The organism is Lichenifustis flavocetrariae (assembly GCF_026130545.1).
Lineage (GTDB): Bacteria > Pseudomonadota > Alphaproteobacteria > Rhizobiales > Beijerinckiaceae > Lichenihabitans > Lichenihabitans flavocetrariae.
Genome location: NZ_JAMOIM010000010.1, coordinates 159,645 through 181,058, shown reverse-complemented (window position 1 = coordinate 181,058; position 21,414 = coordinate 159,645). Strand labels below are relative to the sequence as shown.

The window sequence follows — 21,414 nt, the reverse complement described above, 5'->3', positions numbered from 1 at the left end:
AGCCGTCGGCTGCCGTCGGCGATGTGTGTTTTTCGGTGCCGCTTCGGCGCCGCCCGCACGAGGGACCTCTTATGCCTCGCAAGAAGATTGCCCTGATCGGCGCCGGACAGATCGGTGGGACGCTGGCGCACCTCGCCGGACTGAAGGAACTCGGCGATGTGCTGATGTTCGACATTCTGGAAGGGACCCCGCAAGGCAAGTCGCTCGACCTCGCTGAATCTTCCCCGGTGGAAGGGTTCGACGCGAAGATGACCGGCGTCAACGATTACAAGGATATTGCGGGCGCCGATGTGGTGATCGTGACGGCCGGCGTGCCGCGCAAGCCCGGCATGAGCCGCGACGACCTTCTCGGCATCAACCTCAAGGTGATGGAATCGGTCGGCAAGGGTATCGGGGCCCATGCGCCTGACGCTTTCGTGATCTGCATCACCAATCCGCTCGACGCAATGGTGTGGGCGCTGCAGAAGGCCTCCGGCCTGCCGGCCAACAAGGTGGTCGGGATGGCCGGCGTGCTCGACTCGGCGCGCTTCCGCTATTTCCTGGCCTCGGAATTCGACGTGTCGGTGGAGGATGTGACCGCCTTCGTGCTTGGCGGCCATGGCGACGACATGGTGCCGCTCGTGCGCTACTCGACGGTGGCCGGCATCCCGTTGCCCGATCTCGTGAAGATGGGCTGGACCACGCATGAAAAGATCGACGCGATCGTCGAGCGCACCCGCAAGGGGGGCGGCGAGATCGTCAACCTGCTGAAGACCGGCTCCGCTTTCTATGCCCCCGCTTCGTCGGCCATCGCCATGGCGGAAAGCTATCTCAGGGATAAAAAGCGCGTGCTGCCCTGCGCGGCCTATCTCGATGGCGAATATGACGTGAAGGGCATGTATGTCGGCGTGCCGGTGGTGATCGGCGACAAGGGTGTCGAGCGGATCCTCGAAATCGAAATGACCAAGGACGAACGCGATATGTTCGCGAAATCGGTCGAGTCGGTGAAGTCGCTGGTCGAGGCCTGCAAGGGGATCAACCCGGCCTTCGCGGGCTGACCCACACCGTCGTCGTTGCGAGGCGGCGGAGCCGCCGTGGCAATCCAGTGAGCGGCTCAGACGTGGATTGCTTCGCTCGCTCGCAATGACGGATTCGTTCGCTGAAGGCATACCGGGGTTTCGTCCATGAACATCCACGAATACCAGGCCAAGGCCGTTCTCAAATCATTCGGCGTGCCCGTCTCCAAGGGCGTGCCGGTGGTCAAGGCCGAGGAGGCCGAGGCGGCCGCCCGCCAGCTTCCCGGTCCGCTTTGGGTGGTGAAGAGCCAGATCCATGCCGGGGGGCGTGGCAAGGGCAAGTTCAAGGAGGCCAAGGCCGGCGACAAGGGCGGCGTCCGGCTCGCGAAATCGGTCGATGAGGTCAAGGAATTCGCTGAGCAGATGCTCGGCTCGACGCTTGTCACGATCCAGACCGGTCCCGCCGGCAAGCAGGTCAACCGCCTCTATATCGAGGATGGCTCCGATATTTCGCGCGAGCTCTACCTCTCGGCGCTCGTCGACCGCACCACCTCGCGCGTTTCCTTCGTGGCCTCGACCGAAGGCGGCATGGACATCGAAGAGGTGGCGCATAAGACGCCTGAAAAGCTCCACACGATCTCGGTCGACCCGGCGACCGGCATCATGCCGCATCATGGGCGGGCGCTGGCCGAGGCCCTCGATCTTCAGGGCGATCTCGCGAAAAGCGCCGCGAAGCTGCTCGGCCAGCTCTTCACGGCCTTCGTGTCGACCGACATGGAAATGCTGGAGATCAACCCGCTGATCGTCACCAAGTCGGGCGAGCTGCGTTGCCTCGACGCCAAAGTGTCCTTCGACAACAACGCGCTGTTCCGCCATCCCGACATCGCTGAGCTGCGCGACGAGACGGAAGAGGACGCGAAGGAGATCGAGGCGTCCAAATACGACCTCAACTACATCACGCTCGATGGCACGATCGGCTGCATGGTGAACGGTGCCGGTCTCGCCATGGCCACGATGGACATCATCAAGCTCTACGGCGAAGCGCCGGCGAATTTCTTGGACGTCGGCGGCGGCGCCACGAAGGAGAAAGTCACGGCCGCCTTCAAGATCATCACGGCCGACCCGAACGTGAAGGGCATCCTGGTCAACATCTTCGGCGGCATCATGCGCTGCGACGTCATCGCCGAAGGCGTGATCGCGGCCGTGAAAGATGTCGGCCTGCAGGTGCCGCTCGTGGTGCGGCTTGAGGGGACGAACGTGGAACTGGGCAAGAAGATCATTCGCGATTCGGGGCTCAACGTGATCCCGGCCGATGATCTCGACGATGCGGCGCAGAAGGTGGTCGCGGCCGTCAAGGCCGCGAAGGGCTAAGGCGGCATCGTGACCATTTCTGAACTCGGCGCGTCACCGCCATGCCCCGCCTTGAATAGGGCATCAGAGCCGGATTGCGGGCTCGCGCTCCTCAAAGACGGCCGCATCGAGGCGTGGATGGCAGGGTCGAGCCCGGCTACGACGGCTGAGGGCCCGGTTGACTCAGCAAGAATTCTGTTCGCGATCCTAGATCGCACGACTTTCACGGAAACTGCCGCATGTCCGTCCTGATCGATCGCAACACCAAGGTCCTCTGCCAGGGGTTCACCGGCAAGAACGGCACCTTTCATTCCGAACAGGCCATCGCCTACGGCACCAAGATGGTCGGTGGGACCTCGCCCGGCAAAGGCGGCCTCATGCACCTGAACCTGCCGGTGTTCGACACCGTGAAGGAGGCCCGTGAGGCGACCGGAGCCGATGCCTCTGTGATCTACGTGCCGCCGCCGGGCGCCGCCGATGCGATCTGCGAGGCGATCGATGCCGAGATCCCGCTCATCGTCTGCATCACGGAAGGTATTCCGGTCGCCGACATGATCAAGGTCAAACGATCGTTGTCCGGCTCGAAGTCGCGCCTCATCGGGCCGAACTGCCCGGGCGTGATGACGGCGGGCGAATGCAAGATCGGCATCATGCCGGGCAACATCTTCAAGCAGGGCTCCGTCGGCATCGTGTCGCGCTCCGGCACGCTGACCTACGAGGCCGTGTTCCAGACGACGCGCGAGGGCCTCGGTCAGACGACGGCCGTCGGCATCGGCGGCGACCCGGTCAAGGGGACGGAATTCATCGACATCCTCGAAATGTTCCTGGCTGACCCCAAGACCGAATCGATCGTGATGATCGGTGAAATCGGCGGTTCGGCCGAGGAAGACGCGGCGCAGTTCGTGCTGGACGAAGCGAAGCGGGGCCGCAAGAAGCCGATGGTCGGCTTCATCGCGGGCCGCACCGCGCCTCCCGGACGCCGCATGGGCCATGCGGGTGCAATCATCTCGGGCGGCAAGGGCGGCGCGGAGGACAAGATCGCCGCGATGGAAGCCGCGGGCATTCGGGTGTCGCCGTCGCCGGCGCGCCTCGGAAAAACCTTGGTGGACGTGTTGAAGGCGGGTTAGTCGGGGTTAACCGCGTGTCTCGAAAGCCAAAGGTGCCGGCTGCGCCGTAACCTGGTTGTTAGAGACATCGGGCAACCTCATGTAAGGCCCATCTCGTTTCGCAATTTGCGACATTGGAGCCCATCGGGGCTCCCAGGACGTTTTGATCATGGCACGTGGAGAGCAACCCCAAGGCGCGGTTGAGCCGAGTTTTCTTTACGGGGGCAATGCGGCCTACCTGGAACAGCTCCAGGCCGCCTATGAACAGGATCCATCGAGTGTCGACCCGCAGTGGCGCTCCTACTTCGACGGGTTGAACGACGACCCGTCCGCTGTCGAGAGCAATGCCCGCGGTGCCTCATGGAAGGCCCCGAATTGGCCGCAGGTCGCCAACGGCGAACTCGTCTCCGCGCTCGACGGCAACTGGGCCACGATTGAGAAGGCGGTCGGCGACAAGATCAAGCTGAAGAAGCAGGAGGCCGGTCAGCCGGTGTCCGGGGCCGACGTCAAGCTCGCCACGCAGGACAGCGTGCGGGCGATCATGATGATCCGCGCCTTCCGGATGCGCGGCCATCTGCATGCCGACCTCGATCCGCTCGGGCTCGAACCCACGCGCGACCGCGAGGAGCTGAGCCCGTCGAGCTTCGGTTTCACCGAAGCCGACTACGATCGTCCGATCTTTATCGACAACGTGCTTGGGCTGGAATACGCGACCGTGCCCGAGATGGTCGCGATCCTGCGCCGCACCTATTGCTCGACCATCGGTTTCGAATTCATGCACATGTCGGATCCCGACGAGAAGGCATGGATGCAGCTCCGTATCGAAGGGCCCGACAAGGAGATTTCCTTCACGCCGGAAGGCAAGCGCGCCATCCTCAACAAATTGGTCGAGGCCGAAGGCTTCGAGAAGTTTCTCGATGTTCGTTACACCGGGACGAAGCGCTTCGGGCTCGATGGCGGTGAATCGATGATCCCGGCGCTGGAGCAGATCATCAAGCGCGGCGGCGCGCTCGGCGTGAAGCAGATCGTGCTCGGCATGGCCCACCGGGGCCGGCTCAACGTACTGAGCAACGTCATGCACAAGCCGCACCGGGCGATCTTCCACGAGTTCAAGGGCGGCTCCGCCTCGCCGAGCGAGGTGGAAGGCTCGGGCGACGTCAAATACCACCTGGGTGCCTCTTCGGATCGCGATTTCGACGGCAACACCGTGCATCTCTCGTTGACCGCGAACCCGTCGCATCTCGAGATCGTCGATCCGGTGGTGCTGGGCAAGGTGCGGGCCAAGCAAGATCAACTCGGCGACACGATCGACCGGACCCAGGTCCTGCCGCTGCTTCTGCACGGCGATGCCGCCTTCGCGGGCCAGGGCGTGATCGCGGAATGCTTCGGCCTGTCCGGGCTGAAGGGGCACCGCACCGGCGGCTCGATCCACTTCATCATCAACAACCAGATCGGCTTCACGACCTATCCGCGCTATTCGCGGTCGTCGCCCTACCCAAGCGACGTCGCCAAGATGATCGAGGCACCGATCTTCCATGTGAATGGCGACGATCCGGAAGCCGTGACATTCGCGGCTAAGATCGCGATCGAGTTCCGGCAGAAATTCCACAAGCCGGTCGTCATCGATATGTTCTGCTATCGCCGCTTCGGTCACAACGAAGGCGATGAGCCGGGCTTCACTCAGCCCCTGATGTACAAGAAGATCAAGGGTCACCCTTCCACGCTGGACATCTACGCCAAGAAGCTGCTTGCCGAGGGCGTGGTGAGCCAAGCCGAGGTCGATGCCGCGAAGGCCACATGGCGCTCGCGCCTCGACGCCGAGTTCGAGGCTGGGCAGAGCTACCGTCCCAACAAGGCCGATTGGCTCGACGGACGCTGGTCGGGGCTGAAATATGCCGGCGGCGAGATGAGCGACGAGGAGCGTCGCGGCGCGACCGGCGTTGAACTGGGCAAGCTCAAGCTCATCGGCAATCGGATCACGACCGTTCCCGAGGGGTTCAACGTCCATAAGACGATCGGCCGCTTCCTCGACAACCGGCGCAAGATGATCGAGACCGGCGAGGGGCTCGATTGGGCCACCGCCGAGGCGCTCGCGTTCGGGTCGCTCCTTGACGAGGGAAGGCCGGTTCGCCTGTCGGGACAGGATTCGGAGCGCGGCACCTTCTCGCAGCGCCATTCCGTGCTGATCGACCAGGAGACCGAGGCCCGGCTGATCCCACTCAACAACATCCGGGACGGCCAGGCCAATTACGAAGTCATCAACTCGATGCTGTCCGAAGAGGCCGTGCTCGGCTTCGAATACGGCTATTCGCTGAGCGAGCCCAATGCCCTGACGCTGTGGGAAGGCCAGTTCGGCGATTTCGCCAACGGCGCCCAGGTGGTGTTCGACCAGTTCGTCTCATCCGGCGAGCGCAAGTGGCTGCGCATGTCGGGCCTTGTTTGCCTGCTGCCGCATGGCTACGAAGGCCAGGGGCCGGAGCATTCCTCCGCCCGCCTCGAGCGCTTCCTGCAGATGTGCGCGGAAGACAACATGCAGGTCGCCAATGTGACGACGCCTGCGAACTACTTCCACATCCTGCGCCGCCAGTTGAAGCGCGACATCCGCAAGCCGCTGATCCTGATGACGCCGAAGTCACTGCTGCGGCACAAGCGGGCCGTGTCGACGCTGGATCTCCTCGCCGACGGATCGACCTTCCATCGCGTCCTGCTCGACGATGCGGCGACGAGCACCGGGCCGATCACGCTACAGCCGGATGCCAAGATCCGCCGTGTCGTTCTCTGCTCGGGCAAGGTCTATTACGACCTGTTCGAGGAGCGCGAAAAGCGGGGCATCGACGATGTCTATCTGATGCGCGTCGAGCAGCTCTATCCGTTCCCGCTGAAGCGCCTTGTCGCGGAACTCGGTCGCTTCAAGAACGCCGATGTTGTGTGGTGCCAGGAAGAGCCCAAGAACATGGGATCCTGGACCTTCGTCGACCCTTATCTCGAATGGGTGCTGAACCAGTGTGACATCAAGGCGAAGCGCCCGCGCTACGCGGGCCGACCGGCTGCGGCTGCCACGGCGACCGGTTTGATGTCGAAGCATCTGGCTCAGCTCAAGGCCTTCCTGGACGACGTCTTCGCGGGCTAACGGACGGACGATGGCCTATTTCTTCAGCCGGCTCAACGCACCGCGGCCGACCATCGCGCATGACATGACGGACGCCGAGGCGGCCGTCATGGGTCGGCACGCCGATTACTGGAACGAGTTGCTCGCTCGCGGCAATGCCGTCGTGTTCGGCCCGGTGCTCGACCCCAAGGGGGCCTGGGGCCTCGGAATCGTGCGGGCCGAGACCGAAGCGGACGCGCGCGCCCTCATCGAGGACGACCCGATCCTTGGAGCCGGCCTCGGTTTCAGTTACGAGATATCTCCGATGCCCCGAACCTATGTTCGCGGCTTGACCGCCGACCTGCAAACCACCGCGAGACGCTGAACGATGGCAACCGAAATCCGCGTGCCCACACTGGGCGAATCGGTCTCCGAGGCGACGATCGGCAAGTGGTTCAAGAAGCCCGGCGAGACCGTCAAGGCGGATGAGCCGCTGCTGGAACTGGAAACCGACAAGGTCACGCTGGAAGTCAATGCGCCTGCAGCCGGTGTCCTCTCCGAGATCGTGGCCAAGGACGGCGAGACGGTGGAGCCGGGCGCGTTGCTCGGGCAGATCGATGCCGCCGGGGCTGCGCCTGCCGCCAAGGCCGAAGCCCCGAAGCCCGCTGCCGCTCCTGCACCTGCTCCAACGCCGGCCGCCAAGTCCGGAACCAGCATGCCGCCGGCGCCCTCGGCGGCCAAGATCGCGGCCGAGAATGGCCTCGACACCGAGTCCGTGGCGGGGTCCGGCAAACGCGGCCAGGTTCTGAAGGGCGACGTTCTCAGCGCATTGCGTGAGGAAGCGCCTGTCGCGGCGCGAGCTCCCGAGCCGAAGCCGCAACCCGCGCCGGTTCCACGTGCGCCCTCGAAGCCCACCGACGCCGCGCGCGAAGAACGCGTCCGCATGACGAAGCTGCGGCAGACCATCGCCCGGCGCCTCAAGGACGCCCAGAACACCGCCGCCATGTTGACGACCTTCAACGAGGTCGACATGAGCGGCGTCATGGCGCTCCGCAGCCGCTACAAGGATGTGTTCGAGAAGAAGCACGGCGCCAAGCTCGGGTTCATGGGCTTTTTCGTCAAAGCCTGCGTCAGCGCGCTACGCGAATTGCCGGCCGTCAATGCGGAGATCGACGGCAACGACATCGTGTTCAAGAATTTCTACCATGTCGGCATCGCGGTCGGCACCGAGAAGGGGCTCGTGGTTCCCGTGGTGCGGGATGCGGACGCGCTCAATCTCGCCGAAATCGAAAAGACCATCGCGGCCTTCGGAAAGAGCGCCCGCGACGGCACCATGAAGATGGAGGACATGCAGGGCGGCACGTTCACCATCACCAATGGCGGCATCTATGGGTCGCTCATGTCGACCCCGATCCTCAACGCCCCGCAATCGGGCATTCTGGGCATGCACAAGATCCAGGAGCGTCCGGTGGTGATCGGCGGCAAGGTCGAGGTGCGGCCGATGATGTATCTCGCCCTGTCCTATGACCATCGCATCGTCGATGGACGGGAGGCCGTGACATTCCTGGTGCGGGTCAAGGAAGCCCTGGAAGATCCCTCCCGGCTCGTGCTCGACGTTTAGGCGCGCCGGGGTTCGCGAAGGAAGCCGTCAGCCGCCCTGGGCGATGACGGCGGGACCGCTGGGTTTTGGGCGCGGCAGCAGGGTCTGCCGCACCATGACCACGACGTATTTCAGATATTCCGACGCGATGAGTCGGGTGCGATGCAGGCTTTGCCACCAGGGGCAATCCTTGGCCGTCTCACTGACCACGGGGTAGGGTACCAGCTCCACGTCGTCGACCGCTTGAGCGATTTCGGCGAGCGCGCGGGGCATGTGGTAGTTGGATGTGACGACGATCAGCGACCGGATGTGATTCGCCGCCACCCATTGCGCCGTTTCCTTGGCGTTGCCGCTCGTATCGAGCGCCCGGTAGCCGAGCGTCACACAGCAGTCCACAAGGGTCCGGACTTTCGGCACCCGTCGGGCGAGGCTTTCAGGCGAGGTCGTCGGATTGACGCCCGTGATGAGAAGCCTGTCGGCTCTGCCGTCGACCAGCAACTCGACAGCGTCTGACACCCGATCGGCGCCTCCCGTGAGGACGACGAGGCCGTCCGCATGCCGGGCCGGGACGGTTTCGCGGGTCGTCAAACTCTCCGCAAAACGCAGAAACCCGAGCCCCATCGCCACGGTGCCGATCAGGACCACACCACATGCGACGCGCCACGCGCGCCCGGTTGGGAACGGGAGTGCCGCCGCTCGGTCGCGACCCTTCATGCGCGTCCGGTCCTCCCGCTTCGGCTGTTCGGTGCGATGACGATCATTCCTCCGCCAATGAGGCCGTCATACGGCAGCGGGTGCGAAGGAGGGGGAGACCGCATCACCCCATCTTCTGCAGGTGACGGAAGACGATCGCCCGCGACATGGCGCCGGTCGCGACCGCGATCGAGAGGGAGATCGCGACGATCGTCGCGTAGCCCTTGAAACCGAGCGAGAACGTTCCGAACAGAGCTTCCAGCTCATCGCCGCCCGGCGTCGCTTGCAGATGCGCCCGGACGAGCCCTGCGGCGAGAAACGACGCGACGGCACAAAGACCGCCGATGGTGCCACCACGCAGGCCGAGGCGCAGGAAATGGTGCTGGAACTCGCGCGCGATGAAACGATCCTCGGCGCCGACGAAATGCAGGATGCCGATGATCTCGTGGTTTCCGGCCATGGCGCCACGCGTCGCAAAGGCGACAGTGAGAAACATGGCGACGAGCACGAGCGCGAAGATCAGGCTCGCGATCACCACGACCGTATTGGCCATGGTCGCGAGCCAGGCGAACCAGAGCTGGTGATCGTCGACGCTGGCGCCGGCAATCGCCGCCGCGAGGCGTTGGCGGAGCGCCGGTAGATCGGGCGGATGGCTCGGGTCGGTCTTGACCGCGATGAGACGCGGCACGGGCAACTCATCGAGGTTCAATCCGGTCCCGAGCCAGGGTTCGAGCAGCTTCTCGGAAGCGTCCTTTGCATAGACCTCGACGCTCGACACCCCCTCCGTGGCTCGCACGATGGCGGCAGCCTTGGTGACTTCGTCCTCGAGATCATGCCCGGCCAGCGGACGGATCTGCACCGTCATCTCGCTTGCGACCGAGCGTTGCCAATCCTGCGACGCCCCGGCGATCAACAGGCCGCTGCCCGCCGCGAGCGCGCTGAGAAACGTCATGATGGCAATGACGGTCACGAGCGATCGGCTCGCGATGGAGGCCGCAGGGACGAGTGGGGCGTTGCGGCTGAGCGTGAGCTCATTCGTGTCCGTCGCCGGCGCAGCGGCCGCAGTTGGATCGACGCGAACGACCTGTGGCGCCGGTTTCTCGCTCATCGCCCGGGTGCCTCGCGGTCAGTCATAGACATGCAGGCGGCGGTCGCCGAGCACCAGCCGGCGTGCGTCCTCGAACTGCTCCATCAGTCCCAGATCATGCGTGGCGATCACCACCGAGGTCCCGGATTTGTGCAATTCGACGAAGAGGCGCAACAGCCGTCGGGCGAGAGGCGGGTCGACGTTACCGGTCGGTTCGTCGGCCAGGAGGAGTTCCGGCCGTACGATGAGGGCCCGGGCAATGGCGGCGCGCTGCTTTTCACCCCCTGAGAGAACCTGGGGCAATGCATGCATTCTCTCGCCGAGCCCGACCCATTTGAGCAATTCCACGACTTCCGCCCGATAGGCCGTTTCTTCGCGACCCTGAACCCGCAGTGGCAAGGCCACATTCTCGTAGGTGGTCAGATGATCGAGCAGGCGGAAATCCTGAAACACGACACCGATCTTCCGACGCAGCGCCGTGATGGCATTCTTGTCGAGCGTGGTCGCATCCTGGCCAAACAGGGTAATGAGACCCCGGGTGGGTTTCAGGGACAGCAAGATCAAATGCATCAGCGTCGTCTTGCCGGCCCCTGAGGGCCCGGTGAGAAACTGAAACGTCTGAGGTTCGATCGAGAAGGTGAGATCCTTGAGGATCTCCGGCCCCATCCCGTATCGCAAGCCGACATTCTCAAAGCGGACCAAGCGGCACACCCTCACGCGTGGCGACGGCTTTGGGGGCGGCCGTTCGGTTCGCCTTCAGATTGATGCCGGACACCGATTTGTCCCTCTGTAGTCCGGCAATGTTAATCCAGCATTAACTACGATGCGGTCCGATAAGCTATCCGGATGGCAGTGTTGGTCGGCCGTTCGTACGGCGCCAGCCTGAGGGCCACGCTCAAAGCGCTAGGCCAAATGATCTTCAAATCTCTCGCGCCTCTTTGTGGGCATTTTTCCCACCTATCGTTTGATCAGCATGGCGAGGGAACCACGATGCCGGAACGGGATCAAGAATCGCTGACAATTGCGGCGGTTGTCCCGCTCTACAATGGGGCGGCTTTCATTGAAGCGGCGCTGATGAGCATCGTCACGCAAATCCGGGCCGCCGACGAGATCATCGTCGTCGACGACGGCTCCACGGATGACGGTCCCGCCATCGTGACGCGTTTGGCCGCGGTGTATCCGATTCGTCTGGTCGCAAGGGGCAATGGCGGCCAGTCCTCGGCGCGAAACCTGGGCGTGCGTCTGTCCAACGGCTCTCACATCGCCTTTCTGGATCAGGACGACCTCTGGTATCCGTTTCACCTTGAGGAGCTCGAAAGGACGATCCTGCACTCCGAAGCCGGCAGGCTCGGCTGGGTCTACAGCAACCTCGACGAGATCGATGAAGCCGGCGCCGTCGTCCTGCGCCGTAAGCTCGACCGACTGCCCAGCCGTCATCCCAAAACCTCGGTCCAGGATTGTCTTCGCGACGACATGTTCGTCCTTCCTTCTGCGTCGCTCATTGTGAGAGCCGCGTTTGACGCCGTCGGCGGCTTTGATGAGCGTCTGTGCGGCTATGAGGATGATGACCTCTTCCTGCGGATGTTCCGAGCCGGTTACACCCACGTCTACCTGGACAAACCCTTGTCCCAGTGGCGCATCCATGCCGGCTCCACATCCTTCTCGCCAATCATGGCGCGCTCGCGTCTCATCTATGCCGACAAGCTTTTCGCGGCCTTTCCCGACGAGGCATCGCCGGGTCGGTGGTTCAGCCGGAACCTCATCGCGCCGCGCTTCGTGCGGCTATTGCTGGATGAATATGCGCGAGCGCTCCGCGCCGACAATTGGCTGGACCTTCGGACGACGGCCGCGACGCTGCGCCATGTGATCGTTCCGCGTCTTCATCGGAACCAACGGGTCTTCTTCCTCATAGCGTCCTTCGCGATGCAATCGGCGCTTCTGGGCCGAGTCGGTCTGCGGCTGGGCCGGCTGTTCGGAGGTCTCGGTGCATTTCGGCGTATGGCCCGCGCACGGTAGCGCAGGCTTAAGGCCCCGGTGGAAAGAACGGGCGGTCCGCGGCGGTGCCGCCTGCCGCTTCTAAACTCTGCAAAGCCGAGCAACCCGCCTGTCTGCCGGTCCGGATCGACGCTTAAGCCGTTCCATCACGGCTCTCGATGAGTCGCCATCCGGCATCTTCGACGGCTTCCGGCGACGCCTCGGCGGGCCAGCCTCGGCGCCGGGTTCGCAGACGAGAGAAGCGCTTCCCCACAAGGCTTCTGGCTCCGCCGGCTCGAAACCGGCATGATCGCCCGATTGGTGCCGCCACGCGGGCACATCGGTCGGGAAGCAGTGATCGTATGGTTGAGAACAGGACAGTGCGGGTGCTCTTCGACGAGCACGCGATCGCCGGCCGGATTGCCACGCTGGCGCAGGAGGTGGCGACCCGTGACCTCAGGGACCTGCTCGTCATCGCGGTTCTGAAAGGATCGTTCATCTTCGCGGCCGACCTCGTGCGCGCGCTCCACCGCGAAAACCTCGACCCTCAAGTCGAGTTCATGCACCTTTCGAGCTATCTGCGCGGCACGGTCTCGTCCGGCCAGGTTGCCATTCTGAAGGACATCGATTCGCCCGTCGCGGGGCGTGACGTGCTGATCCTCGACGACATTCTCGAATCCGGCCGCACCCTAGCTTTCGCCAAGGATCTTCTGGCCGCGCGGGGCGCACGGCGCGTGATGATCGGCGTGATGCTGGAGAAGCCCGGCAAGCGTGCCGTCCAAGTGGATGCCGATTTCGTAGGTTTCACCTGCCCCGACCTGTTCGTCGTGGGATACGGCATGGATGTGGCGCATTCGTTTCGCCAGTTGCCGTTCATCGGGGTCGTCGAAGGTGCCTGACGTCGAGCGTCAGGTCTGTGCCGCATAGTAGTGGTGCGCGCTGTCGAGGATCAGGCCGAGCTTGAACCATTTGGCATGGATCACCGCGTCAGGCACGGTCAGGTTTGCGACAGCCAGGATCAGGGCGCCCGCGCGTGCCACGGAGCATAAGGCGCGCATCGACATGCGGCGCCCTGTCCTGCGCGGATGTGGCGGGGCAATCGCCGGTAGATCGGAAAAGGCGGAGATGCAGGTCATCGGTGCCGGCTCGAGAAGATCAGGCCCATACGCTAGCTGACCAGCTCTTTTCCAAGCCTGAAAAACATTGCTCGCCTTTGACCGATCCACGCCAGGGATCCGTGCGGGAGCGGCTCAGTGCAGCGCCTTGTCGATCTCGGCCTTGAACAGCGCGACATTTCCCGGCGTGACGCCGCCGATCAGCTTGAACGCAATCGTCCCGTCGCCTTTCACCACGAAGGTTTCCGGAACGCCGTAAACCCCGAAATCGATGCCGGTGCGCCCGGATTCATCGTTTCCCACCGCCATGAAGGGATTGCCTTTCGCGCCGAGATAGCGGCGCGCATCCTCCGGCTTGTCCTTGTAGGCGATGCCGCTCAGCGTGACGCCCTTCGCCTTCAGGTCAGGGTCCTGGGCGAGGCCCATCAACATTCCATGCTCGTCATGGCATTCGACGCACCAGGAGGCGAAGACGTTGACGAGCGTGACATGGCCGGCTCGTAGATCCGCGTCTTTCAGACCCGGGACGCCGAGGTCCGGCAGCGGCTTGAGCGTGAAGGGCGGCGCGGGGCGGCCGATCAGCACGGAGGGCAGCATGGATGGATCGCCCGCCTGCAGGCGAAGGAAGAACAAGCCGGCCAGGGACAGGAAACACAGCAGCGGCAGGATCAGGAACGATCGCTTGCCACGGACCGGCGGCGTGACGGTGTCGGGATGGGCGCTCATGGCTGCTCGTTGCGGGACAGGCGGGCCAGCAGCTTCTTCTGCGTTCTTTGATCGTACACCAGTGCCAGGATCGTTCCCCCGAGCACCAGCAGGGTCAGCGCATAGGCGGCCAGGATGAATCCGATGTGCGGCACGGCCATCACGGCGTGGCCTCCATGATTGTGAATTGGGTCGCGGGCTCACCCGCGGCGGCGTTCAACATCAGCCGCCGCGCACGCCGACGCAGGATCTCGGTTCGGATCGCATAGGTGTGCAGCGTCACGAACAGCAAGGTGAAGCCGACCGCCATGATCAGCAACGGCCAGAGCATGGAGGGATCCATCGTCGGTCCTCCCATGCGGAACACCGATGCCGGCTGGTGGAGGGTGTTCCACCAATCGACGGAAAATTTGACGATCGGGATGTTGATCACGCCGACCAGTGTCAGGATCGCCGCCGCGCGGGCGGCCCGGCCTGGCTCGTCGATCGCCTGCCACAGGCCGATCAGGCCGAGGTAGATGAGGAACAGCACAAGGACGGAGGTGAGACGCGCGTCCCAGACCCAATAGGTGCCCCACATGGGCTTGCCCCACAGCGAGCCCGTGACGAGACAGATGAAGGTGAAAACGGCCCCAAGCGGCGCCGCGGCCTTCTGGGCCGCATCGGCGAGGGGATGACGCCACACGAGCGTGCCGAGCGCAGCACCCGTCATGGTGATGTAGCTGAAGGACGCCACCCAGGCCGCTGGCACATGGATGAACATGATCCGCACCGTTTCACCCTGCTGATAATCCGGCGGTGCAACGAAGAAGGCGAGATAAAGCCCAACCGCGAGGATCAGGCCCGTCACCGCCGCCAGCCAGGGCAGCAGCCGTCCCGAAAGCCGCATGAAATTGGCGGGGTTCGCGTAGGCGATCATGCCCCAGGTTTAAGCTGTCCTTTGGGCGACCGCAACAGGCGGCACACGTTCTGGCGGCGTCTTGACGCAACTTCATCCAGGCGGAACCCGCACAGGGCCTCCGCACGTTACAGACTGTTGAGAACTGACTCTGCCGATCCAGGTGCCGGATATGCCGGCGGGTCTTCAGCGAGATCGATCCAACCAAAACCTTCAAGGCGCACATTATGAGTGCAGGCGATCATCCATGCGGGATCACGCGACGGCGTGTTCTCGAAACCGGTGCGGCTTTTGCCGTGCTCGGATACCTCCGGCCGGGGTTTGCGGCCGAAGTCAATCCTCAGGCGCCACCCGTCCTGTCAACTGATCCCGGCGTCTCGACGATGCCGGTCAGCTTCAAGGTCAACGGCAAGGTTCAGGCGCTTACCCTCGACACACGCACGACGTTGCTCGATGCCTTGCGGGAGCACATCGGCTTCACGGGCTCGAAGAAGGGGTGCGACCATGGGCAATGCGGCGCCTGCACGGTGCTGGTCGATGGCCGCCGCATCAATTCCTGCCTGACGCTCGCAGCCATGCACGAAGGCGACGAGATCACTACGATCGAAGGCATGGCGGACGGGGAGACCCTCCACCCGCTGCAGGCCGCCTTCGTGCATCACGACGGCTTCCAATGTGGGTATTGCACGCCTGGCCAGATCATGTCGGCCGCCGGCATGTTGCACGAGCACAAGGCCGGTTTCCCGAGCGTCGTCACGGCCGATCTGACCAAGACGCCGGAGTTGACCGACGTCGAGATCCGCGAACGCATGAGCGGCAACATCTGCCGTTGCAGCGCCTACCCCAATATCGTGGCGGCCATCCAGGACGCGAAGGGAGCAGCCTGATGAAAGCCTTCACGTATGAGCGCCCGACCACGCTCGCGGACGCCGCCAAGGCCATCATGGCCAAGCCCAATGCCAAATTCATCGCGGGCGGCACCAATCTGCTCGACCTGATGAAGCTCGAAGTCGAGACCCCGACCCACCTCGTCGACGTCAATCGTCTGCCCCTCGACAAGGTCGAAGACACCTCGGACGGAGGCTTGAAGATCGGCGCGCTCGTCCGCAACAGCGATCTTGCTGCCGATCCGCGCGTGCGCAAGAATTATGGCGTGCTCAGCCGCGCGCTGCTGGCCGGAGCCTCGGGCCAGTTGCGCAACAAGGCCACCACGGCCGGCAACCTGCTGCAGCGGACGCGCTGCTATTATTTCTACGATACGACAAAGCCTTGCAACAAGCGTGAGCCGGGCTCCGGATGTTCGGCCATCGGCGGGTTCAACCGCATCCTGGCCATTATGGGAACGTCGGACGAGTGCATCGCGACCCATCCCTCCGACATGGCGGTGGCGATGCGGGTGCTCGATGCCACGTTGGAGACGGTGTCGCCCGATGGCAGCGACCGCAAGATCCCGATCGCGGACCTCCATCGCCTGCCGGGCAAGACGCCCAACATCGAGACAAACCTGAAGCCGGGCGAGATGATCACCGCCGTGACCCTTCCGCCGCCGCCCAAGGGCGTGCAGATTTATCGCAAGGTCCGCGATCGCGCCTCCTATGCCTTCGCGCTCGTGTCGGTGGCCGCCGTCGTCGACGCGGAGGGCGGCATGATCAAGCAGGCCCGCATGGCCTTCGGCGGCTTGGCCCATAAGCCCTGGCGGGTGGAGAAGGCCGAGCAAGTTCTTGCGGGTGCCAAGGCCAATGCGGAGGCTTTCGCGCAGGCCGGCGAGGACGTGCTCGCGGGTGGCCAGGGGTATGGCCACAACGATTTCAAGTTTCCGCTGGTCCGGCGGACGCTCGCCTCCGTCCTGACGACCGCCGCTCACTCCGCCTGAGGACCGACCATGATCAACATGACAAACCCGGTCGGGCCGACACCGCTCGACAAACCCGGCCTCGTGGGGCAGCCGCTCGACCGGATCGACGGGCCGCTCAAAGTGTCGGGCCGCGCGACTTATGCAGCCGAGTACCATGACGAACACCCGCTGTATGGCTTCGTCGTGCAGGCCGCCATCTCCAAGGGCAGGCTCGATGAGATCGACACCACGGCGGCCGAGAAGGCGCCGGGCGTCCGGCTCGTGCTCACCTACAAGAATGCGTTGAAGCAGGGGCCACGGGGCACGTCCGGCAACCCGCAACTGGAAGGACCGTCGATCGACCATCACGGCCAGCCGATCGCCCTTGTGGTCGCCGACACGTTCGAACAGGCCCGCGCCGCCGCCTATCTGGTGAAACCGCGCTACGCGGCCGAAAAGGGCGAGTACGACATGGGGTCGTCTCTCGCGAAGAGCTTCGTGCCGAAGAGCAACAATGGCGTGCCGGCCGACACGGCGTCCGGCGATCTCACCGCGGCCTTTACAAACGCCCCGGTGAAGGTCGACGTGACCTACACGACACCGCCGCAGACGCACGCCATGATGGAGCCGCATGCCACGATCGCGGTGTGGAACGGGGACAGCCTGACGCTCTACACCGCCAACCAGATGCTGATGCGTGGCACCGACATGGTGGCGGGAACCCTGCAGATCCCGAAGGACAAGGTCCGGATGGTCAGCAGCTATATCGGTGGCGGCTTCGGGGGCAAGCTCCAGGTCGAGGCCGACGCCATCCTGGCCGCCATGGCGGCCAAGGTGCTGCAGAAGCCCGTCAAGGTTGTGCTGACGCGTCAGCAGATCTTCGAGATCACCAAACACCGCACCGACACAATCCAGCGGGTCAAGCTCGCGGCCGGGCGCGACGGCACGCTCACGGCGATCGGACATGAATCCTGGTCGAACAACACGCCGGGTGACACTTTCTACGAGAGTGCCGCTCAGGCCACGCGGTCCTTCTATGCGGCGCCGAACCGCATGACCGCGCACCGGCTCGTGACGCTGGACCTGCCGCATTCGTCCTCCATGCGGGCGCCCGGCGAGGCTGTCGGCCTGCTGGCGCTCGAATGCGCCATGGACGAACTCGCGGCGGCGCTGAACATGGACCCGATCGAGTTGCGGATCAAAAACGAACCGCAGGAAGATCCCGAGAAAGGGCGTCCGTTCTCCACGCGGAGCTTCGTGCCCTGCCTGCGCAAGGGCGCCGAACTGTTCGGCTGGTCGAAGCGCAACGCGACGCCGGGGCAGGTGAAGGATGGCGCCTGGCTCGTCGGCATGGGCATGTCGGGCGCCATCCGGGGCAATCCGATGCTGACCGCCAAGGCCAGCGTGACGCTCGACAAGAACGGGATCGCGACGGTCCGGTCGTCGATGACGGATATCGGCACTGGGTCCTATACGATCCTGGCGCAGATCGCCGCCGACATGCTGAGCTTGCCGATGGCACGCGTGCGGGTGGCGCTCGGCGACACGGCCTTTCCGGCCGCGCCGGGTTCAGGTGGCTCGTTCGGGGCGAACTCCGCCGGATCGGCCGTCTATGATGCCTGCAACGTGTTGCGCGGCAAGCTGTTGCAGGCCGCCAATCTTCCTCCGGACTCGACGTTCAACAACGGCAATGTCACCGGCCTCGGCCGAACGGTCTCGCTGACCGATCTGGTTGGACCCAACGGCCTGGAAGCCGACGGGGCGGCCGACCCCGGGGATTCTCGCAAGGCCTTCAACCAGCAGTCCTACGGGGCTCATTTCGCCGAGGTGGGCGTCGACCGCGACACGGGCGAAATCCGCCTGCGCCGCATGCTGGGCGTCTTCACGGCCGGCCGCATCCTCAACGCCAAAACGGCGCGCTCGCAGGCCATCGGTGGCATGACGTTCGGGGTCGGGGCGGCCCTGACGGAGGACCTTGTCATCGACAAGCGGTTCGGCGGTTTCGTGAACCACGACCTTGCCGAATATCATGTGGCCGTGCATGCGGACATCCCGGCGATCGATGCGGTCTTCCTGCCGGAACTCGACGATCATTCCAGCGCCATGAAAAGCAAGGGAATCGGCGAACTCGGGATCTGCGGCGCGGGTGCGGCGGTGGCCAATGCGGTCTATAATGCGACAGGGGTGCGGATTCGGGATTATCCCCTGACGCTCGACAAGGTGCTGAACGGATGGGCTGCAGCCAACAAGACTGGTGACGCTGTTTCGCAGCGCAAGGCCGGTTGAGGCCGGGGCGCCGCATCCGCGGAACGGACGCAAGACCAAGATGATCACCAAGCCACGGTTCGAACTGCTGATCTTCTGGCGGACGTCGGCGGGATACCGGGTGCGAGTCGCATTAGGCCTCAAGGGCCTGGCGGTCACCGAGCGTCTCATCGACCTCGATGCCGGGCAGCAACGCAGCGAAGCGTTCCTGGCTCTAAACCCGCTCGGGGCGATTCCGGCCCTCATAGACCGCGATGGCGATCATCCCGAGGTGGCCCTCACACAATCCTTGGCCATCCTCGAATATCTCAACGAGGTCGCTCCCGAACCGCCGCTGCTCCCTGCCGATCCCTACGGCCGGGCGCGTGTGCGTTCGATCGCGGCCATGCTGGCCGGCGACACGCATCCGTTTTTGACAGTGCGGGTCAAACAGGTCCTGGCGGCCACGGCAGGTTTCGATGACGCGGCGTGGCGAACGTGGCAGACGCATTGGATAACCACAGGGCTGCAGGCCGTCGAAAAGCGCCTTGCGGCCGACCCGGAGACGGGCACCTTCTGCCATGGCGACCAGGTGACAATCGCAGACATCTGCCTCGCCAGCATCGTTGTCGTCGTGCGTGTGCTCAAGATCGAGATCGCCGACATCCCGACCATCACTCGGATTGTCGCGCGATGCGAAGTGATCGAGGCTTTCGTCAAAGCCGACCCACTGCGGCAGGCTGGCGCGCCGCGGGCCTAGCTGTTCTGTCACACCCTCTCTGACCACTCCGGAAACCCACAGCCACAAATCGGCCATGAAAAGTAGTGAATGAACACTCATTCACTGTCGGGATTGTCGATGATAGGGTGCAGGGTCTTCTCGAAACCGGAGTCCGAAGAGGTCTACGCGCGGCGTCGAGGGGAAATCCTGACGGCGGCGGAACATTGCTTCGTCAAGTCTGGCTTTCATCGGACCACCATCCAGAACATCGCGGCGGACGCCGGCATGAGCGTCGGCAACGTCTACCGGTATTTCGCCTCGAAGGATGCGGTGGTCGAGGCCCTGGTGCTGCGAGATCAGGCCAAGATGGCCGAGGATTTCGATTTGTTGTCGGGCGATGATCTGGTTGGCGCCTTCGCGGCGCTGATGCGTCGCCAGATCGTGGAATGCGGTCCCGCTCAATCGGTGCTGTGGCTGGAGATCTGCGCCGAAGCCACACGCAATCCGACGATCGCCCGCGTCACCCGTGCCCACGAACAGGCGATCTCGTCGCACCTCATCGCATTCTTCACCCGGGTCATCCAGGCCCGCACCGCGCGAGGCGTGGCCACGACCACCGATCCCCAGGCTCTCGCATCCCTGGTCATCACCTTGTTCTGCGGGCTCATGGTCACGCAAGCCCTGACGCCCGACAAAAGCGCGCAGGCCGGCGTCGAGCAGATGCTGGCCCTGGTCTCCGCCGCCATCGAAGGCCGCGTCGAGTCTCCCGCAACGATGGACGAGAAAGCCGAGATTTACGCATGACGCCCCTTTCATTCATTCGGCGCGGCTTGGTTCTGGCTGTTTGCGGCTTGGCGCTGCCGCTCAGTGCGGCTCGGCCTGTGCGGGCCTTGGAAGCTCCGCCACTTCCGGTCGTGAGCGTCGTTGAGGTTGCACCCCGCGAGATCGTCGAACAGGCGATGATTTCGGGCACGCTCGTGCCGCGCGACGAAGTGCTTGTCGCGCCGGAAATCGATGGACTTCGGATCACCGAGCTCCTCGTCGAGGAAGGTGACCATGTCGAGAAGGGTCAGGTGCTGGCCCGCCTGTCGCGCGAGATGCTCGACACGCAGATCGCCCAGAACACGGCCACCATCGCACGGGCCGAAGCCGCCATCGCGCAAGGCCGCGATGGCATCGACCAGGCGGATGCGGCCGCGCAGGAAGCCGCGCAGGCGCTCACCCGGGCGCAGACCCTCATTAAATCGGGTAACTCGACCGAAGCCACGTTGGAACAGCGGGTTTCGGCCGCTCGGTCGGCGGCCGGTCGGCTCGCTTCGGCGAAGAATGGCTTGACAATCGCCGAAGCCGATCTGGCCTTGGCCAAGGCGCAGCGCGACGATCTCCTGCTGCGCGCCGCCCGCACGGACATCAAGGCCCCGGTCGACGGCATCGTCAGCCGCAGGGCGGCGCGCGTGGGCGCGACGGCCTCGACATCCGGCGAAGCCTTGTTTCACTTGATCGCGCATGGCCGGATCGAACTCGAAGGCGACGTGACCGAGAGCGTCCTCGGGGAGCTGAAGGTCGGCGCCGTCGCGAACGTGACCGTCGACGGCGGCGTCACGGCGACCGGTCATATCCGGGCGATCTACCCTGAGGTCGATCGTGCGAGCCGGCTCGGCAAGATCCGCGTGAAGCTCGATGCCGGGCCGGCGCTGCACATCGGATCCTTTGCGCGTGGCGCCGTCGAGGTCGCGCGCCACAACGGCAATGCGGTGCCGGTGGCGTCGCTGCTCTATGGCAACGACAATGCCGTGTCGGTCCTGGTCGTGAAGGACGGGCATGTCGATGAACGCAAGGTCGCGACGGGCCTGTCGGCCGGCGGCTTCGTCGAGATCACGAGCGGGCTCGCGGCCGGCGACGTGATCGTCGCCCGTGCGGGACCGTTCCTGCGCACCGGCGATGCGGTCCGGATCGCCGATGCCGTAACCGGGACGCCGACGCCATGACGCGCCGCGTTCTGCC

At 64.3% G+C, this 21,414-nt stretch carries 21 protein-coding genes; 14 read left to right on the top strand and 7 right to left on the bottom strand.

Annotation, left to right across the window (positions count from 1 at the left end):
- Window positions 1-71: 71 nt before the first annotated feature.
- From mdh to odhB, 6 genes are all read left to right on the top strand, one after another.
- The gene (gene mdh, locus M8523_RS16545) at window positions 72-1,037 is read left to right on the top strand and encodes a malate dehydrogenase (protein WP_282585992.1); all 966 of its coding nucleotides are present in this window, start codon (window positions 72-74) and stop codon (window positions 1,035-1,037) included.
- A 126-nt stretch (window positions 1,038-1,163) separates the two neighbouring features.
- Window positions 1,164-2,366: an ADP-forming succinate--CoA ligase subunit beta gene (gene sucC, locus M8523_RS16540; protein ID WP_282585991.1), complete on the top strand. Its 1,203-nt coding sequence runs from the start codon at window positions 1,164-1,166 to the stop codon at window positions 2,364-2,366.
- Between the two features lie 218 nt (window positions 2,367-2,584).
- On the top strand, window positions 2,585-3,472 hold the full coding sequence (sucD, locus tag M8523_RS16535; RefSeq protein WP_282585990.1) for a succinate--CoA ligase subunit alpha: 888 nt from the start codon (window positions 2,585-2,587) through the stop codon (window positions 3,470-3,472).
- 148 nt (window positions 3,473-3,620) lie between these two features.
- Entirely contained in the window at window positions 3,621-6,581 is a 2,961-nt protein-coding gene (locus M8523_RS16530; protein ID WP_282585989.1) for a 2-oxoglutarate dehydrogenase E1 component, read from the top strand.
- A gap of 10 nt (window positions 6,582-6,591) precedes the next feature.
- Entirely contained in the window at window positions 6,592-6,924 is a 333-nt protein-coding gene (locus tag M8523_RS16525; protein WP_282585988.1) for a YciI family protein, read from the top strand.
- A 3-nt stretch (window positions 6,925-6,927) separates the two neighbouring features.
- Window positions 6,928-8,160 carry a 2-oxoglutarate dehydrogenase complex dihydrolipoyllysine-residue succinyltransferase gene (gene odhB / locus M8523_RS16520; RefSeq protein ID WP_282585987.1) on the top strand — a complete coding sequence of 411 codons (1,233 nt, stop codon included), beginning with the start codon at window positions 6,928-6,930 and terminating at the stop codon, window positions 8,158-8,160.
- Between the two features lie 27 nt (window positions 8,161-8,187).
- Here odhB and M8523_RS16515 read toward each other — a convergent pair whose 3' ends face one another.
- The 3 genes from M8523_RS16515 to ftsE all read right to left on the bottom strand — a co-directional run bounded on the left by M8523_RS16515 (window position 8,188) and on the right by ftsE (window position 10,621).
- Window positions 8,188-8,853, bottom strand: coding sequence for a YdcF family protein (locus M8523_RS16515; RefSeq protein WP_282585986.1), 666 nt, complete (start codon window positions 8,851-8,853; stop codon window positions 8,188-8,190).
- A gap of 103 nt (window positions 8,854-8,956) precedes the next feature.
- Window positions 8,957-9,940: a cell division protein FtsX gene (locus M8523_RS16510; protein WP_282585985.1), complete on the bottom strand. Its 984-nt coding sequence runs from the start codon at window positions 9,938-9,940 to the stop codon at window positions 8,957-8,959.
- Window positions 9,941-9,958: 18 nt separating this feature from the next.
- On the bottom strand, window positions 9,959-10,621 hold the full coding sequence (gene ftsE, locus M8523_RS16505; protein WP_282585984.1) for a cell division ATP-binding protein FtsE: 663 nt from the start codon (window positions 10,619-10,621) through the stop codon (window positions 9,959-9,961).
- Window positions 10,622-10,909: 288 nt separating this feature from the next.
- Here ftsE and M8523_RS16500 point away from each other — a divergent pair, with 288 nt between their 5' ends.
- Together M8523_RS16500 and hpt are read left to right on the top strand one after the other, a co-directional pair.
- Complete coding sequence (locus M8523_RS16500; protein WP_282585983.1) at window positions 10,910-11,935, top strand: glycosyltransferase family 2 protein; 1,026 nt, start codon at window positions 10,910-10,912, stop codon at window positions 11,933-11,935.
- A gap of 320 nt (window positions 11,936-12,255) precedes the next feature.
- Window positions 12,256-12,792: a hypoxanthine phosphoribosyltransferase gene (gene hpt, locus M8523_RS16495; RefSeq protein ID WP_282585982.1), complete on the top strand. Its 537-nt coding sequence runs from the start codon at window positions 12,256-12,258 to the stop codon at window positions 12,790-12,792.
- Between the two features lie 9 nt (window positions 12,793-12,801).
- On the opposite strand, the gene M8523_RS16490 is transcribed toward hpt, so the two are convergent.
- From M8523_RS16490 to M8523_RS16475, 4 genes are all read right to left on the bottom strand, one after another.
- Window positions 12,802-12,957 (bottom strand): hypothetical protein, encoded by a 156-nt coding sequence (locus tag M8523_RS16490; RefSeq protein WP_282585981.1) that lies wholly within the window; start codon window positions 12,955-12,957, stop codon window positions 12,802-12,804.
- Window positions 12,958-13,143: 186 nt separating this feature from the next.
- Window positions 13,144-13,734: a DsbE family thiol:disulfide interchange protein gene (locus M8523_RS16485; RefSeq protein ID WP_282585980.1), complete on the bottom strand. Its 591-nt coding sequence runs from the start codon at window positions 13,732-13,734 to the stop codon at window positions 13,144-13,146.
- Complete coding sequence (gene ccmD / locus M8523_RS16480; protein ID WP_282585979.1) at window positions 13,731-13,874, bottom strand: heme exporter protein CcmD; 144 nt, start codon at window positions 13,872-13,874, stop codon at window positions 13,731-13,733. Before ccmD ends, M8523_RS16485 begins: the two co-directional genes overlap by 4 nt.
- The gene (locus M8523_RS16475; protein ID WP_282585978.1) at window positions 13,874-14,632 is read right to left on the bottom strand and encodes a heme ABC transporter permease; all 759 of its coding nucleotides are present in this window, start codon (window positions 14,630-14,632) and stop codon (window positions 13,874-13,876) included. The genes ccmD and M8523_RS16475 overlap by 1 nt, the downstream gene beginning before the upstream one ends.
- 206 nt (window positions 14,633-14,838) lie before the next feature.
- On the opposite strand from M8523_RS16475, the gene M8523_RS16470 reads away from it, so the two are divergent.
- From M8523_RS16470 to M8523_RS16445, 6 genes are all read left to right on the top strand, one after another.
- Window positions 14,839-15,498, top strand: coding sequence for a 2Fe-2S iron-sulfur cluster-binding protein (locus tag M8523_RS16470; RefSeq protein ID WP_282585977.1), 660 nt, complete (start codon window positions 14,839-14,841; stop codon window positions 15,496-15,498).
- Window positions 15,498-16,484, top strand: a complete 987-nt coding sequence (locus M8523_RS16465; RefSeq protein WP_282585976.1) for an FAD binding domain-containing protein — start codon at window positions 15,498-15,500, stop codon at window positions 16,482-16,484. The genes M8523_RS16470 and M8523_RS16465 overlap by 1 nt, the downstream gene beginning before the upstream one ends.
- Before the next feature lie 12 nt (window positions 16,485-16,496).
- A complete protein-coding gene (locus M8523_RS16460; protein ID WP_282586034.1) occupies window positions 16,497-18,731 on the top strand; it encodes a molybdopterin cofactor-binding domain-containing protein in 2,235 nt (744 codons plus the stop codon).
- 40 nt (window positions 18,732-18,771) lie between these two features.
- Window positions 18,772-19,449, top strand: coding sequence for a maleylacetoacetate isomerase (maiA, locus tag M8523_RS16455; protein ID WP_282585975.1), 678 nt, complete (start codon window positions 18,772-18,774; stop codon window positions 19,447-19,449).
- A gap of 69 nt (window positions 19,450-19,518) precedes the next feature.
- Window positions 19,519-20,214 carry a TetR/AcrR family transcriptional regulator gene (locus M8523_RS16450; RefSeq protein WP_282585974.1) on the top strand — a complete coding sequence of 232 codons (696 nt, stop codon included), beginning with the start codon at window positions 19,519-19,521 and terminating at the stop codon, window positions 20,212-20,214.
- Complete coding sequence (locus M8523_RS16445) at window positions 20,211-21,398, top strand: efflux RND transporter periplasmic adaptor subunit (protein ID WP_282585973.1); 1,188 nt, start codon at window positions 20,211-20,213, stop codon at window positions 21,396-21,398. The genes M8523_RS16450 and M8523_RS16445 overlap by 4 nt, the downstream gene beginning before the upstream one ends.
- Window positions 21,399-21,414 lie beyond the last annotated feature (16 nt).